This window comes from Reichenbachiella sp., assembly GCF_039944555.1.
Lineage (GTDB): Bacteria > Bacteroidota > Bacteroidia > Cytophagales > Cyclobacteriaceae > Reichenbachiella.
On the sequence record NZ_JBDUYN010000006.1, the window covers coordinates 830462 to 846288 of the forward strand.

A 15827-nucleotide genomic window follows, 5' to 3' on the forward strand; every position below is an offset into this window, starting at 1 on the left:
TTAATTAATCATTTAAGTTGTCAGTACGTTTTGACCGGATATTTAGGTAAATCTAATACCTTAAAAAAGGATCGCGAACGCGACCCTTTTAAGCTAAATGTTTTCGCTTAATCTCGAATAAATTTTCTGGTATAGGCTTCTCCTTTGTCAGTCGTAATCAGGATAACATAAATACCCTTGCTCAAACTGGAAATATCTACAGTCGATTCCTTACTGTCAAAAGCTATTCCTTTGTGAACAGCACCATTTATATCATATACCTGAGCAGACATCACTTGTCCAATAGATGTAATCTTCATAAAATGGGACGCCGGATTCGGGTAGAGATTGACTTTCGATACGTTTTGAGGAAACTCTAAACTATTGTTTTCCAGACCTGCACCTGAATCATGGGTTCGAGCTTGTGAACCCGTGCTTCCTCTTATTATTACTGCATCTATGTAGGTATAATCCCCATTTGAGGATGACCCATCTGATTCGATTCGAAATTTGGCATTGGATGGAAAATTCCGCTGACTACTTGAAATTGACACGGTTTTAGTTCGAACACTCCCGTTGAAGTAATCCGAATTATAATTATACGTGGCTTCATTGTGCCAAACTGATCCATCATAATACAATACACTAAAGGTCTCAGAACTGCTTTCATGATCATCGCCAATCACCTTAAACTCTATTTCTAAATTATAATAAGCGCTTACATCAAATGCGTCTGATTCCATTGTCGAGTTAGTGCCTGAATTGTCCTTGATTCGTATCGCATCATTGCCTTCTGCTGCAAAAGAAGTGTTGGTTTTTCTTTCACAATCGGTACTACCTGTGTTTAGATCATTCCAATCATCCCAACCACTCTCAAAATAACTCTCGGAAAGTACAGTAGTAGAGCCACCACCACTACCGCTTGCGTCGACGGTGACATTGTCTATGGCGATATCGCTTTTTGAACTTGTACCCAAGGTTGCCCTAAGTCTTAGCTGGATGCTTTGACCAACATAACTATCAAGGTTTACAACTTGCTGTGTCCATGAACTACTTCCTGAACTATGCTGCTGACCGCTTTTGCTAAAAAGACTTGACCAGCTTGATCCATTATTTGTACTTACTTCGAGCCTCAACGTTCCTGTTCCAGAGCCATACATGTGATAGTAAAATTCAACTTCAGCTGTAGTTTTACCTGATAAGTCATAACAAGGACTGAGCAAAGAAAGATCATCGGACGACGTATAGGTAAAACTAGCCTCTGCGTGCATAAACGTTTGTCCATTTTGTGCACTATTTGGCCCTGTACTGTTTGAGTCTGTATTTGGAGCAATTTCCCAATTGAGCTCATCTCCGTATCTGGCTTGCACCCATGGTGAATTGGCATATCCTCCGTTGAAACTATCATTATGAGGAAAACTTGATACTGACGATGAATTGGCACAGGTTAAATTTGTATTTCCAGAATCATTACAGTCCAAATAGTACCGATCAATATTGATTGATCTTAATATTCTGGCCTCCTGGCCAGCACTAAATCTGTCTCTACAATAGTTATGTCCTTTGCCCATAAAATTACGCCCATCAGGATGGAAGCTAGCTCCATTGGCATCTTTCTGATTTCCTGTGTACACGCAACTAGAATTAAAATCGTCTCTCTCTTCCGGATCCAGCGGAGTGTCAATTAGATAATCACCGTACTTCCATCCATTAGAGCCCTCGGCGTCTGCAATGGTCAGGCTTGATGAACTTGCCGGATCATCTCCATCTACACCCGAGTAAGTATGGTGTAAGTTGAGGTAGTGTCCCATTTCGTGTGCCACCGTAGATGTACCCATTTCGTCATAGTCAACCGCCAACCAATCTTTTTGTTTGTATGGAAAAACTGCTTTTCCATGGCCTCCTCCTTCTAAATCAGTAATGAAGTAGTTCACCACATTCGGGTCAGTGAAATTATCCAGCCAGTCTTTTTCAGTTTGATCACCGTCATCAAACTGATCCCAGAGTCGGTCTTCATCAATAAAATTCTGTCCACATTTGACAAAGGTGATTCCCATGGAACTATAGGCACTATTGAGTGTAGCAATTTCTGTATCCACTTGACTCGTTGTTGCTCTGGGACTTCCTCCACTACTTGTTCTGGCTATATGAACAGATACAGGAATAGTATACTGTGCTGAAGCATAAAGAAACAGAAAACAGGACAGCACTGTCAATGCTAATTTTCTAAAGTATTTTTTTTTGTTTTTCATAATGTAAGTGGTTTTGTTTGGTTAGAAAAAGCACACAGCTATCACTCCTCTCTTTTTAAGGGGAGGCTGTGTGGTACGTTTTAAAAGCTTTGTGTTTCTTACAATTCTCCGAACAAGTCCTCCAAATCATTGCCAGCAATATTCTCTAATTTGATTTTAGAGCACATTCACAGGATATAGGATAGTCATTTAAAAGCCTGGAAAATTATTATTGATTTCTCATATATAGTTCTTACATGGGTTAAGGTTGTCGAACAAAAGTTGTCGTTTGGTCACCAGTCTGCCCGGTCATACGGACGATATAGGTTCCTGCACTCCATCGACTCACATCCAAACGGAGTTCACCTGACGTATTAAGATTATCAAGAGGTTCGTTGTACATCGTTCGGCCATCGATGCTCGTGATCAACAACGTCTGGCGAACGAGAAATGCTCTTTTGTATTGAATAGTCATCGTTTCGGATACAGGATTAGGATATAAAATCAATCTATCTTCATTGATAGATTCTCCTCCAACACTGGCCAATACTGTTCCATCCGAAACCACAACCTCATCCAAGGCAATATCTCCTTTAGATCCTCCAGCGGTTCGTGCTGAAAACCTAAGCTGTACGGTACTTCCCAGGTATTGATTTAAGCTCACTGTTGCCTCTAGCCACTGATCTCCTTTGTTTCCTTGCTGGCCCCAGATCGTAGTCCATGTACCACTTTCATCCTGATCAATCTGCAATTCAAGTTTCCCGATGTCCACTCCAAACATGTGATAAGAAAAGCTTATCTCAGATGCACTTTGATTTTGAAGGTTAAAGCATGGACCGGTGATGATGCCGGTCGCATTCTGGTAATCAGAAGATTCGGTAAACATAAAATAATTGCCATCCTTTGCCTGATCCGGTCCGGTATCACTTGACGGAGTGCTTGCTCCTACCTCCCATCCGAATTGATCATCAATGTTTTGCTTCCAGGCCGTTCCTCCGGCATAATCTTCAAAACTTTCTTCGTATGGGAACGACTCTATTGTATTGGTACAGGTGATTGTGGGTTCCGTTTGCGAACAATCCACCAAATAGTACCGATCCATCATCGCAGAGGCTAAGATCCTTTGTTGCTGCATGGTTGAAAACCTATTCCTGCAAGTGTTTTCACCCTTTCCCATATAGTTAAATCCGTCTGGTGCATAGGCCCGACCTTCAGGGTCCGTAACAGTTCCTACGTACGTACAATTGGAGAAATAATCTCTCTCCCCCGGATCTGGTGGTGTGTCACATATCAAATCTCCTGAGACCAGGCAATTGGAGCCGTCTACCAATTCAATACCACGTGATGTACTGTAAGTGTGTAGCAGAGAAAAATAGTGACCCACCTCATGAATAACCGTAGAAGTGAGCGCATTTTCCGCTTCAACAACCACTCTGTCTATTTGATCCTGAGGAAATTTCGCATAGCCATTGAGACCATCCAAATTGCCAACCAAATAGAAATTCAAAACAAACTTATCATCATATTGATCAAGCATAGTATCGTCCGTATCCTTATTGAAATTGGTATGCAGACTGGTATTGTCAATGAATTTAGTTTGTCCGCAGGCCATAAAGGTCATATTCATTGGTGCATAAGCAGCATTAAGATTGTCCAGGACACTGAGTATGTTTGCGTCACTTACTGCTTGATTTTCACCATCATCTGTTCTGGTCACGTGAAACTGGACTGGAATGCTAATGCTCGTCACTTTGGCGGATGACTGCTCCTTATAATATTGATTTATCAGCTCTTCGCGTGCTCCTGAGCTACTAATTAGATGATCCAAATACATCTCGCTGGGAACAGCTCCGCACGTATCGTTGGATTGACCAAATGAAGAAATCGTTAAGCCAAATAAAAGTGATAAGACTGTTAAAATTATGTTTTTCATGTCGAGCTATTTTCTGTTGCTGTGGTTTTTGATTATTTGACTATAAATTGTGAGATCTCACAAAGAATACATCCCTGACTTGTCCGTCGATATCTTTGAAGTAAAATCTGGCCAGTGAGGCATCTCCATTGTAATTAAATTCGCCAAACAGCGAACCATGCTGACCCCCATTGTTTGAATGATAGACATTGGCCCACCAGGGATTACTGTCCAAGTCACTCTCAGCATCCCGAATACTTTTTCCTCCAAGCCCGGAAACAAATGCAAAAGACCTTCCTTCATCAATGGGAGTGGTGGTAGGATCATCCTTCACAATATTCACGATATTTGCCGTTGCAGAAATCGATTGATTCTCAAAATTGCTCATCTCATAAGTTCTACTGTAAGAATGTTCGTGGCCTGTAGCAATGATCGCACCCCCTTTTCGTGATTCTTCGTATACATACCATCCGGCCTCATTGCTTTTACCACCGATTTGCATCAATCGTTGATTTTTGTGCCAGAAAGAGATTCTCCATTTAGAATTGTCCGCGTCCAATTCATTCCGAATATAATTCCCTGCCTCTTCAGGGCTGACGCCAAGTTCATCTGGCGAGGTGGATACAAAAAAGATTCCGCCATATGAAAATGAACTCAATACGCCTAAATCACCACTCCAAGGGATAGCCAGTCGTTTGAATCTGGCCTCCAAAAAAGCCTGATATCCATCAGGACCGTTCCAGGCTGGTGCGTCATGATTTCCTGCTGAATAGAAGTAAGGGAAATTTTCTCCTAAAATACCGTTGATATTATCTTCAAACGATTGCGGATTATCTCCATAATCTAAATCTCCAGCATGTACCACTGCCTGCGCTCCTTCATTTCTTATCAGATTCAAAACCGCATCTGCTCCGCTTCCGATATTAGTATCTCCTATAAAAGCAATTTTGAAATTTTCTGGTGTTTCAATCCCGGCTGGAATAACAAATTCAAGGCCTTTTTGGGTGTAATTCTGACCATCAACGGTAACTGTAATAGGTCCGGTAGTAGCACCCTGAGGCACCACGGTAGATATTTGTGTTCGGGTTGACAGGCTCACCTTTGCAGAAATACCATTGAACTTGACAAGATTTTCCGTAGGTATAGAACTGAAACCTTCTCCAATAAGTGTAACCTCCGTACCTGCAGATCCTACCAATGGGCTTGCCGTAAAACTTCGCTTAACTGTAAACACAGGTCCTTCACCTATTTGAGTACCAATGGTAACTATTATAGTTCCGGTAGTAGCAGCATCCGGAACCATAGTAGAGATCTGATTGGCCGAGGAGAAGGAAATTCCTTCAACTTCCACACCATTGAATGAAACGTTGATGAATGATCTGTCCGTACTGAAATTAGTACCGGTAATAGTGACCGGAGTCCCTTCTTTGCCCTCTAATGGGTCCACTGATGTGATCGTTGGCACGGGTAATACATCCGGTTCCTTTTGATCAGAATCACCAGAGCATGAAATGATACTAGCAAGAAACGGAATTGCCAGGGATATAAAGAAATACTTTGATAAAACTTTCATGTTGATTGTGTAGAATAGGCAACCATACTTATCGAGTAAGTACGGTCGCCTGATCAGATTAGTAAATCGCGTTCGGTTCTTCAATGCACGATTCAGATCGAGTAGTTATTGTGTGAATTTGATTGTTAGCTCCGCTCCGTCTTCAGGCGACGAGTCGGAATAATTTTCAGCTTCTCTGCCCACGTCATCGACAGTCACATTCGCACTTGCTCCGCTATTTTGTATGATGAAGTTCAAGCTATTGCCCGAAGACCAATCGCCCCTGTTCACAATTTCCTGAACAATTGCAGATAGATCAATCGTTTTTTGAGCATCCCCTCTATCTCCTGCTGCTACCCATTCCGGAATGTCCCAAACGGCATTGGCAGTAGTAAGGGCTCTGGCCGTCAGTTCTCCGCTGGTTCCGTCATACGCTGCGGCATTTCCAACATTCTCGCCGTATATAGTGACTTCAACTGGATCAGCTCCTTCTTTATCGCAATTGAATTGAATTGAAGCATTGGTTACTGTTGCACCCTGAGGTATAGCCACATTGTTAAAACGCAGACCAACTGTAACAAGCCCCTGATCATCACTTATTTCACCAAACTCTAAGTCGCTACTGCCCAAATCCATAAAACCCAAAACAGCCTCTGGATCTGAAGATGCAGGGTCTACCAGAACTACCTCTTCCACATCGTCGTCATTACTGTCTAAAGGTATGATCAGTGTAGTAGCAGTAACCGTAAAGTCAGCACCTGATGCCAATTGGCCACCTACATTTACAGAAATCGGCCCTGTGGAGGCACCTGCAGGAATACTAGTAACAATAGAAGTCTCGGTAGATGCAGTCACCTCAGCCTCTACACCATCGAAGAAACTTACCACGTTGTCTGCGATATTTGTGCTGAAATTTGCACCTGTGATGGTAACTATAGCTCCAGTTGGTCCGGTGCTGATATCGTAGGCACTAATTGACGGTAATGGAACCGTAAATTCGGGACCAAATCCATCCTGGCCATCTACGGTTACGGTGATAGCACCTGTAGTCGCACCGAAAGGTACAGTCGTTGTTATCGTAGTTGATGTAGATTCGGTCACAACCGCCGATACGCCATTGAAACTTACCCCATTATTGGCCAGCTCAGGACTGAAATTCGCGCCCGTGATAGTTACTGATGTACCCAATATTCCACTCACCACATCATATGAAGTAACCTCTGGTATTGGAACAGTAAATACAGGGCCGCCACCTTGCAAAATAGAAGAACCAATCCTTAGAGATAAAGCACCCGTAGTCGTATTAGAAGGTATTATTGCAATAATAGAAGTTTCTGATGATTCAGTAACAACAGCTATTTCGCCATTGAATTTTAATTCAATATCCTCCAACACGTCGGTAAAATTAGTGCCGGTGATCGTTACGCTCGTACCCAATATTCCACTGGTGGGTTCTATGGAGGTCACGGTAGGTAGTCTTTGAGGAGAAACTGAAATTTTGTCGGATTCATTCTCATCACATGACCAAAAACCTATACACATTATCAATGCCAGAGATAATAGGATGGGGCTCCATATTTTATTTGTTATTATTTTCATGATTTCGTTATTCAAGATAAAAATTATTGAAAGTAGTGAGGGCCTTATAATTCCCAATCAATAGTTAAAACAGGAGCATCTGATCCATCAAACGTCTCCGCCTCTCTACCTGCATCATTGGCAGTAACGCCAACACTTACGCCTGTATGTACCATGATAAAATTGATAGAATTGTCCGCTGTCCAATCAGCTCTATTCACAATTTCCTGAACAATCGCAGACAAATCAACCGTCTTTTGAGCAGCACCCTTATCCCCTGCGGCTAGCCATTCAGGAATTGCCCAAACAGCATTTGCAGTTGTTTTAGGCCTATTTGACACATCGAAGTCCACGTCTATATACTCCGTGGCATTTCCAACATTTTCACCATATATAGTCAACTCAGCAGCTCCAGATCCAGGAGTATCAGTGGTAAACTGAATGCTTGCGGAAGTTATTGTGACGTTTGCAGGGATTGCAATTCCATTGAATCTAAGTCCTATGGTTTGCAACCCTCGATCGGGTGTACCACCTGTATCAAATTCTCCAAGCTCTAAATCGCTACTATCAAAGTCTAAAGGCCCCGTCGCACCTTCTTCTACATCATCATTTGATGCCGAAATGGCTGATACAACAGTCCCTGAACTCACTTCATTGTTGATGATATTTACTACAAATTCTCGCCTGCTATTCTCAGAATAACCCTGGCCTTCGGGTAAAGAGACAATAATGGTATTGTCATCGTCAGGGTTCAGATTATCGATCAGCGAAATGCTAATGCTTGTACTATAGATTCCTTCTGCAAAAGAAAGATTTAAATCACCTGTTACCGTATAATCAGTTCCTTCCACTGCAGTACCTCCCAGCGTCAACTGAGCAGAATTTCCGCCCTTGATTGATCCTATCTCAACCAAAATCGGCTCGGTACTATTTTCATTCACATCGATGCCATCTTCCATAAAAAAGATAAGATCAATGTTGCTATCTAATACAGGTCCTATATTGTCTACCTGACAAGAAACTGACAGGATCACGATTAATATTATATGTATATATTTTCTCATTATTTCTAAATTTTAAATAGGTAATCAATACTGATCGTTTTGTACCATATTGGGATTGGCCAGTATTTCGTCCTGTGGTATTGGAAAGGCAAATCGGAAATTTCCAGCAGCCAGGTCGCAACTGGTGGTCAAACCTCGACAATCGGCTCCTCTGGTAACACCCTTTCCTAATCTTCTCAAATCAAACCATCTGTGTCCCTCAGCTACCAATTCCTTTCGTCGTTCTACTTCTATGGCGTCAGCCAAGGCTGCTCCTGATAGGTTTTCGGGTGCATATCCTGTAATCCTACTGGTTCTCAGCGCGTTCAAGTCGGCCATTGCCGCAGCGTCTTGACCGGCTATGTTGGTATATGCCTCGGCCCTGATGAGATACATTTCGCTTACTCTCAACACCTTGGCATTGTTGAGTCCGCGTTCGCCTCCTCTACCAGGGTATTTGATGGGCAAATACACATCATCTCCAGGATTGGCATCCGGATTAACTAAGACAAATGAGCTAAACCTTACATCGTTGGCGGCATCGTAAAGCTCTGCAACATCAGCGGTAAGTGTGATCGTAGACCGATTCGTGTTTATATCAAATAAGCGACTCCCAAGTCTACCTTCGTCAGGAGTAGAAAATATAACGCTAAATATTACTTCAGCATCTGCGTCATTGGCCCACATGGCTGCATAGTCTGCAGGGTTGGCCAAAGTGCTTGAGCTGATAACGCTGGTTGCATAATCTACCGCATTTTGCCACTCTCCTGCATACAAGGACACCCTGGCAAGTAAGGCATTGACTGCCTTTTGGTCCATAAAATAAGGTCCATTTTCTTGCACATCTTTGTCAACATCACCAAGCAAGGTCCTAGCCTGTAGCAAGTCTTCAAACACCTTGTCATAAACTTCGGCCACCGTGTTTCGGGCAGGTTTTCCAACTTCGTTCACTTCGATTACCGGCACCCCCTTAGAAGCGGAATTTCTTCCATAATCTGCCCCATAATATCTAAGTAAGTCAAAGTGGCTCAGCGCTCTTAGTGCCAGAGCTTGTCCCAAAATCCTGTTTTTTTGCGTACCATCTTCAAAGCGAGCGGCATTTTCGATTACCAGGTTTGCTCTAAAGATTAACCTATAGGCCTCTTCCCAGGTATCGATATCGTCACCTGACGAATATTGCCAATTGGCTTCTGTTCTGAGGGCACCGCCATTGCTGTCACCAATTCTAAGGTTGTCCGCCATCAGGTCCGGAAGATATACCATAGACTCCTGGTACAGTCCGTCCCCTCTTAATGCACTATATACGCTGGTTAAAGCAGTTTCTAAATCGTCGAGATTGCTTATTGCAACTTCAGCCACCAAAACATCCTGTGGTGTAATCTCAAGTTTGTCATCACATGAGAAAGACCATATCAATGAGAAGCTAAATAGTATGTATTTATATTTTTTCATGATTCTTTGATTCACAATTAAAATTTAACATCGAGTCCCATGGTATATGTGGACAGTGAAGGGTAGTCGGCTACATAATTGGCTGCCGTATTTTCGGGATCAAGGCCTGAAAATGTAGTCCAGGTATACAGATTTTGCCCTTGGGCGTATATGCGTATTCCTGATACTTTCAGCTTATTCACTATCGAAGACGGCAGATTATAAGATAAAATTACGTTTCTCAACCTCACATATGAGGCATCTTCCAGCCATCCTGAATCACCTTCGTAAGTGGCTTGTTTATTTGGATCGGGCAAGTCCGTGATATCCCCTGGTTGCCTCCAAAACCTCAGCGCATTTTGGGATACACTTCCTCTTGATATCTTAGTAGGATTGTCAAGAGACGTTCTGACCGTATTGAATATGCTGTGGCCCTGCGCAAAGGAGACAAATACTCTTAATTCTAAACCCTTGTAAGAGAACGTATTAGTAAATCCACCATGATACTTTGGTAAGCTGGGCGCAATATTTACTGCATCATCCTCATTATACGTTTCAGTGAGGTTTCCTTCTTTGTCATACCAGAGCGTCTTGCCATTAGCAGGATTTATACCTTCGCGCCTGACCAAATTGTAAACTCCCAGCTCTTTTCCTTCTTCGTATAAAAAGTCGCCAATTTTAAAACTTCCATCAGGTAATTTCTCTACTGTCGTTTTGTTTTTGGCCAGATTAAGACTTGTGATCCATTTGAAACCATTCCAATTGAGGTTCTTGGTTGTAATGGCCAATTCAATACCTCTGTTTCTTAACGTACCTGAATTTCTGGTTTGATTTGAAAAACCGGTGGTTCGAGAAATTGGAACGTTGAGCAAAAGGTCTACCGTAGTCTCATTGTACCAATCCACATTCATCGTCACAAAATCATTGAATGCGGTAAGGTCAAATCCTATGTTCAGTTTTTCAGTTTGCTCCCATTTTAGATCCGGATTAGCCAGGTTCGACACGAGGCCACTTGCACCGTTGTACGCAGCAGTAGATCCAAATACCGCCCTGGCAGCTGTACTACTGACGCTTTCACCGTTGGAATCTGGTCTCTCATTAATTCTTTGGTTACCAACAGTACCATAACTGGCTCTAAACTTGGCGTAGTTGACAAAGGCCAAAGAAGACATAAAATTCTCCTCAGACAGCGTCCATCCCAGTCCTACGGAGTAAAAATTACCGAAGCGATTGTTCGAACCAAAGTTGGAAGACCCATCACGTCTCACCCCTCCCGTAACATTGTATCTGTTTTTGTATGAATAATCGATGGTGGCGAAATACGATGAGAGTGAATTTTCATCTGTCAGTCCACCGAATGTTGGTATGAAGCCATTACCATCTGCTCCCGGTGTGGCCCCGCTAATGGTTTGAATTTTATCTAGGCCAAACACCTCAATTTCGGTATCGGATCTGTTATAATACACAAACTCCTGGTAAGCCGCTACATTAAAGAAGTGATCATCTTCAATATTGAAATCATAGTGTATAGAATTGGTCCCTGTAAAACGAACCCTTCGGCTGAAATCATGAGCTAGCCTTCCCTGACCTCCCTGACTCCTCGGGCCACTGAATGAATTCGGATCAATGTAATCGATTTCCTCACGCTGACTAAAATTTACACTCCATCGTGAAGCCACGCTCAAACCCTTAACGAACGGGATCTTATACCTTCCATTCAGGCTCGCTATTGCCTGATTGATAGATCTATTTTCATCGTTCGTCTTTATTCGTTCCAAAATATTGAAAGTACTACTAGCCGATAGATCCAGCGGCAGAGCATATTCCCCGGTTGTCGGGTCATAGACATGGTCATAAGGATTGGCGCGGATACTGGAATAAAAAGGATTGGACCTGCCGAAAGAACCTTCACTCTCGCTGTCTTCAGTTTCCGTATGAGCTAAATAGAGACTGGATCCAATACTGAAATTATTTTTTTCATAATCCACTTTTGTCCTCAGTGAATATCTATCCAATTTTGATCTCAAACTGGTTCCCTCCTGGGAGAAATAGCTCCCTGAGATGTAAAATCTGGTATTGTTACTTCCTCCAGAAAAACTAACTTCATGTGATTGTATCTTGGCGTTTCTCGTGGTAGCGTCCAGCCAGTCTGTATTTATCAGCTTAAGAGAATCAAGTACGGTCTGCGAGAGACCAACTGTAGCCCCAATTCCGATTTCATGCTGCAGATCGATGAGTTGAGCAGAGGTGAGTGGTCTAAGTCCATCATTGTATTTTGGCTTGGGAGAAATGCCAAAAAATGTATGGTACTCAAGTTTGGACTCTCCTTTCACACCTGACTTGGAAGTGATCACAATCACACCCGTAGCTCCCCTGGATCCATAAATCTGGGTAGCCGCCGCATCCTTCAATATACTAACGGAACCAATATCGTTGGGATTGATTGCGGCAAAATCACCTCCAGTAATCTCTATGCCATCTAATATATAGAGAGGTGCTGTTGAGGAATTAATAGATTTAACTCCCCTTATGGCAATATCGGCTGGTCGGCCAGGTTGTCCAGTACCGGATTGTACCAACATTCCTGGAGCTGCACCTTGCAGTATATTATCGAAGGTTGCCATAGGTACCTGCTGGATTCGGTCTGAATTCACAACAGCTATTGAAGAGGTAAGCTTCCTTGTGTCTTTCTCAGTATAGCCTACCACTACCACTTCAGCAAGGGTACTTACATCCGGCTGAAGCTGAACGTCTATAACGCTCCTGTTGGCAACCACTACTTCCATGACTGTGTAACCCACAAATGAAACAATCAAAATTCCATCTTCGGAGACTTGAATCGCATAATTCCCCTCTATATCACTGGTAGTTCCTTGATTAGTTGACTTGATGATAATAGTAGCACCAGGCAAAGGTTCACCGGCTTCATCGGTAATCTTACCTTTGACAAGAATATCCTCAAGTTCCATGACGATTTCGTTATTTCCGGTTTTGGTGCTTGCTTTCTGAACACTGATATTGTTGTTGATTCTACGAAAGTGCAAATTGGCACTTCGTCCTGCGCTTACCAGCAGCTCTTCTACCGATTGTCGAGTCTCTGATAATTTGACAGTTGCACGCTTATCTATTGATTTGTCATCATAATTAAATTCAAATGAAGTGTGAGATTCAATTTCTGAGAACAGTCCTTTGATGGTCAAATCTTTGGCATCTAGCTCGATATAAACCTCGCTGAGGCTTTTATATCCCTGAGCTGATCCATTTGACGCGATCAGAACATTTAGAAATAACACTTGAATGAAAATGCCGTAAAATGATAACTTCATAAGCACTTTAATAAAGAGATAAATATTTTTCATAAATTTGATATGGTTTATTTAACGTAAATCATTTCCGGGCTTGTCTGTTGATCCAAGAGTCGAATTTTGTTCAATAGATGAGCCCCTTTTTATTGCATAAAACCATCTGATCTTATGCCTGTCGCCCTATGGTGATTTGTTATGTTCTGCTAGAATTTTCATTTTTTTAGAATTTTAGTTTCACTGTTTTATCGTTTAGATCATAGTGGAATTTCTGAGAGTAGCTCAGATTTTCGAGTACATTGTTTAAACTCTGATTTTCGAATTTTCCCGAATATTTCCATTGGGTATTAGAGTTATTTTCAAACTCAAAAGTCACACCGTACCATTTTTCTAATTCTTTGATGACTTTCTCCATTGAGGCATTTTCGAAGACGATAATGCCTTTGGTCCAGGCCAATATATTGGTTGTGTCAAACTGATTCTGCTCAACATTATTTCCCTCCATATTGTATTTCAGCTGATCTCCGGGATTGAGCATTACATCAAACCCTTCCTTTTGACCAACACTAACTCTTCCAGTAACCAGGGATATAATCACATCTGATTCATCACCAAATGCCCGAATGTTGAATGAGGTACCAAGGGCGGTTGTGCATATGCCTCTGGTGGATACCACAAATGGCCTATCTGCATCTTTAGCAACTTCGAAATAAGCTTCTCCTGTCAATTCTATCTTACGCTTCTTTTCAGAAAAGCCTTTCTCGTAGGTAATTTTTCCTCCAGAGTTTAGGGTTACTCTGGATCCATCAGATAAGCGTACCGTGGTCTTTTGGCCATGAGCTGCTGTTTTGCTTATCAAAACAATTTCCTGATCTTGTTGATTCATTCCACCACCTGGCTGATATTGGTTCCACACCCAAATTGATACTATGAGTAATGCAATCGAAGCTGCCACTTTGAATACATTCGGGAGAGTAAGGATTTTTTGCCTTGGTATCTTTTCGGTCGACTGGCGCAAATCATTATCCAATGCCAAAATATTGTTCAACGTTCTCTTATAGTCTGTTTTTTGTGGCCGCTTTACATCTTTGTAGCTTAGAGATAGGATCACTTGTCTTGCCAAATTGTAGTCGGACAGGTTGGCTGGTGAAGTATTTGTCCAATCTTTCCAAAAGTCTTCGGCATCTGAATTGATCATTGAAGAGATAAAAAATTCATCCTTCAAAAAATCTTCGGTTGTATATTCGTTGTATTCCATTTTCTGTTTTCTGCAGGTGGTCTATTATGATAGAGGGGGCATCAACACAAATGACCATAGCGATTTCAAACTTTTTTTAAAAAAAGTCTGAAGTAATCTCAAAAAGGATGTGAAATGCCTTATTAAACCATTGAAATAGTATAAAGTACAGCTAATCCCTTTTTTGGATCCATGTCAGATAATTTGATGGAAAGAGATTGCAGACCTCGATAAACCAAAGCCCTGGCCGACTTATTTTTGGTCATATCCATAACCTGAGCGATTTCCTCGTAACTCAGTCCTTCATAAAATTTCAAAAGGATGGCTTCGCGCTGCTTAACGGGAAGTTCGTTACAGGCCTTTTCCAAACGCTGCTTTTGCTCGGAAGATAATTCTCGCTTGATCAGCTCATTTTCTTCTGAGATTTGTACCTGAAAGGCGTGTTTGTCCGGATCTAAGGATTGCTCCTTGGCCTTTTTTTTCTGTTCCAATCGCTCGATTATTTTTCTTCGGACACTGCTGAGTAAATAGGCGGTCACAGAATTTGGTATTGCCAGATGTTTTTTTCTTCTGATTAAATCATAAAAAAGATCTTGAATGACATCCCATATTAGAGAGTCATCTGAATCAAATTGTCGACAGTAGTTATATAGTTTTTGAGAATAAGCTTCATACATCTGGGACAAAGCGTCCTGGTTGTCATTGACAAAATTCTTCCAGATGGTTTGCTCATCACCTTTGCCTAAATCCAGCCCCGTGGTCTTGCTATTATCTTTCTGCTTCATTCGCTTCCTTTGCAGATCAGCGATTTCTTTTTAAACTGCTGCTAAATCGTAGTTCCTACCTTAATAATTTACGAATATAAGGGCTAAGTTTCAATAAAAAGAGTGGCGTTTGTTCTGAACGGTCCAACTCGAAATGAAAAAGGCGATTTGGCCAGATGCTAAAATTTATTTTTTCTATCGAAAATTCACTGACATAGGGTTGTCAGTGACTGGAGTTTTCTTTGAGTAAATCAAAACGAAAACCAATGCAAAATCTATTCAACTCAACTGCTGAAGATCAAACCAAGGAAATTGCCATCAGCCCTGATCAACTCCTGGAAGCGTGGCAAGGACATCGTCGATTGACACGTCGGGTGATTGATGCCTTTCCAGAACTCGACCTGCTTACCTTTTCGCTTGGACGCATGCGTCCATTCTCAAGACTGGCTACAGAAATGATTGATATGGTCGTACCCACACTAAACGGGCTAATAAGTGGTGAATGGGAAGAAGTCGAAACGGAAAAAGATGAGCAAGACTATGTCAAAACCAAAGCCGATTTGTTACAACTTTGGGATGATACCACGGCTGCCATAGATATTTTGTGGGCACAAATTCCACCACATCGGTTTCAAGAAATAGAATTGGCGTTTGAGACTTTCGACGGCCCTCTTTATTCTGTGCTTCAGTATGTCATCGACAATGAAATCCATCATCGTGGTCAGGGTTATGTTTACTTGCGAGTACTTGGGATTGACCCACCATTTTTTGGGGAGAGGTGAAACAGTTATCTCAAAT

10 protein-coding genes are annotated in these 15827 nt (G+C 41.9%); 1 reads left to right on the forward strand and 9 read right to left on the reverse strand.

Annotation, left to right across the window (positions count from 1 at the left end; genetic code table 11):
• Positions 1 to 107 precede the first annotated feature (107 nt).
• From ABJD64_RS08115 to ABJD64_RS08155, 9 genes are all read right to left on the reverse strand, one after another.
• The gene (locus ABJD64_RS08115; protein WP_348180281.1) at positions 108 to 2231 is read right to left on the reverse strand and encodes a T9SS type A sorting domain-containing protein; all 2124 of its coding nucleotides are present in this window, start codon (positions 2229 to 2231) and stop codon (positions 108 to 110) included.
• Positions 2232 to 2472: 241 nt separating this feature from the next.
• On the reverse strand, positions 2473 to 4143 hold the full coding sequence (locus tag ABJD64_RS08120; protein WP_348180282.1) for a T9SS type A sorting domain-containing protein: 1671 nt from the start codon (positions 4141 to 4143) through the stop codon (positions 2473 to 2475).
• A 40-nt stretch (positions 4144 to 4183) separates the two neighbouring features.
• Positions 4184 to 5695, reverse strand: a complete 1512-nt coding sequence (locus ABJD64_RS08125) for an IPT/TIG domain-containing protein (RefSeq protein ID WP_348180284.1) — start codon at positions 5693 to 5695, stop codon at positions 4184 to 4186.
• Between the two features lie 105 nt (positions 5696 to 5800).
• Positions 5801 to 7273 (reverse strand): IPT/TIG domain-containing protein, encoded by a 1473-nt coding sequence (locus ABJD64_RS08130; RefSeq protein ID WP_348180286.1) that lies wholly within the window; start codon positions 7271 to 7273, stop codon positions 5801 to 5803.
• Positions 7274 to 7317: 44 nt separating this feature from the next.
• Positions 7318 to 8316 (reverse strand): hypothetical protein, encoded by a 999-nt coding sequence (locus tag ABJD64_RS08135; protein WP_348180288.1) that lies wholly within the window; start codon positions 8314 to 8316, stop codon positions 7318 to 7320.
• 24 nt (positions 8317 to 8340) lie between these two features.
• The gene (locus ABJD64_RS08140) at positions 8341 to 9747 is read right to left on the reverse strand and encodes a RagB/SusD family nutrient uptake outer membrane protein (RefSeq protein WP_348180290.1); all 1407 of its coding nucleotides are present in this window, start codon (positions 9745 to 9747) and stop codon (positions 8341 to 8343) included.
• A 17-nt stretch (positions 9748 to 9764) separates the two neighbouring features.
• Positions 9765 to 13085: a SusC/RagA family TonB-linked outer membrane protein gene (locus ABJD64_RS08145; protein ID WP_348180291.1), complete on the reverse strand. Its 3321-nt coding sequence runs from the start codon at positions 13083 to 13085 to the stop codon at positions 9765 to 9767.
• Positions 13086 to 13251: 166 nt separating this feature from the next.
• Positions 13252 to 14286, reverse strand: a complete 1035-nt coding sequence (locus ABJD64_RS08150; protein ID WP_348180292.1) for a FecR domain-containing protein — start codon at positions 14284 to 14286, stop codon at positions 13252 to 13254.
• A gap of 122 nt (positions 14287 to 14408) precedes the next feature.
• On the reverse strand, positions 14409 to 15050 hold the full coding sequence (locus ABJD64_RS08155; RefSeq protein ID WP_348180293.1) for a sigma-70 family RNA polymerase sigma factor: 642 nt from the start codon (positions 15048 to 15050) through the stop codon (positions 14409 to 14411).
• Between the two features lie 245 nt (positions 15051 to 15295).
• Here ABJD64_RS08155 and ABJD64_RS08160 point away from each other — a divergent pair, with 245 nt between their 5' ends.
• Positions 15296 to 15811: a DinB family protein gene (locus ABJD64_RS08160; RefSeq protein ID WP_348180294.1), complete on the forward strand. Its 516-nt coding sequence runs from the start codon at positions 15296 to 15298 to the stop codon at positions 15809 to 15811.
• The last annotated feature ends 16 nt before the right edge of the window (positions 15812 to 15827 follow it).

Excerpts from the sequence above, each read along its gene's own strand:
- ABJD64_RS08145 (WP_348180291.1), bottom strand. The coding sequence starts at position 13,085 with ATGAAAAATATTTATCTCTTTATTAAAGTGCTTATGAAGTTATCATTT.
- ABJD64_RS08130 (WP_348180286.1), bottom strand. The coding sequence starts at position 7,273 with ATGAAAATAATAACAAATAAAATATGGAGCCCCATCCTATTATCTCTG.
- ABJD64_RS08120 (WP_348180282.1), bottom strand. The coding sequence starts at position 4,143 with ATGAAAAACATAATTTTAACAGTCTTATCACTTTTATTTGGCTTAACG.
- ABJD64_RS08115 (WP_348180281.1), bottom strand. The coding sequence starts at position 2,231 with ATGAAAAACAAAAAAAAATACTTTAGAAAATTAGCATTGACAGTGCTG.
- ABJD64_RS08160 (WP_348180294.1), top strand. The coding sequence starts at position 15,296 with ATGCAAAATCTATTCAACTCAACTGCTGAAGATCAAACCAAGGAAATT.
- ABJD64_RS08140 (WP_348180290.1), bottom strand. The coding sequence starts at position 9,747 with ATGAAAAAATATAAATACATACTATTTAGCTTCTCATTGATATGGTCT.
- ABJD64_RS08155 (WP_348180293.1), bottom strand. The coding sequence starts at position 15,050 with ATGAAGCAGAAAGATAATAGCAAGACCACGGGGCTGGATTTAGGCAAA.
- ABJD64_RS08135 (WP_348180288.1), bottom strand. The coding sequence starts at position 8,316 with ATGAGAAAATATATACATATAATATTAATCGTGATCCTGTCAGTTTCT.
- ABJD64_RS08150 (WP_348180292.1), bottom strand. The coding sequence starts at position 14,286 with ATGGAATACAACGAATATACAACCGAAGATTTTTTGAAGGATGAATTT.
- ABJD64_RS08125 (WP_348180284.1), bottom strand. The coding sequence starts at position 5,695 with ATGAAAGTTTTATCAAAGTATTTCTTTATATCCCTGGCAATTCCGTTT.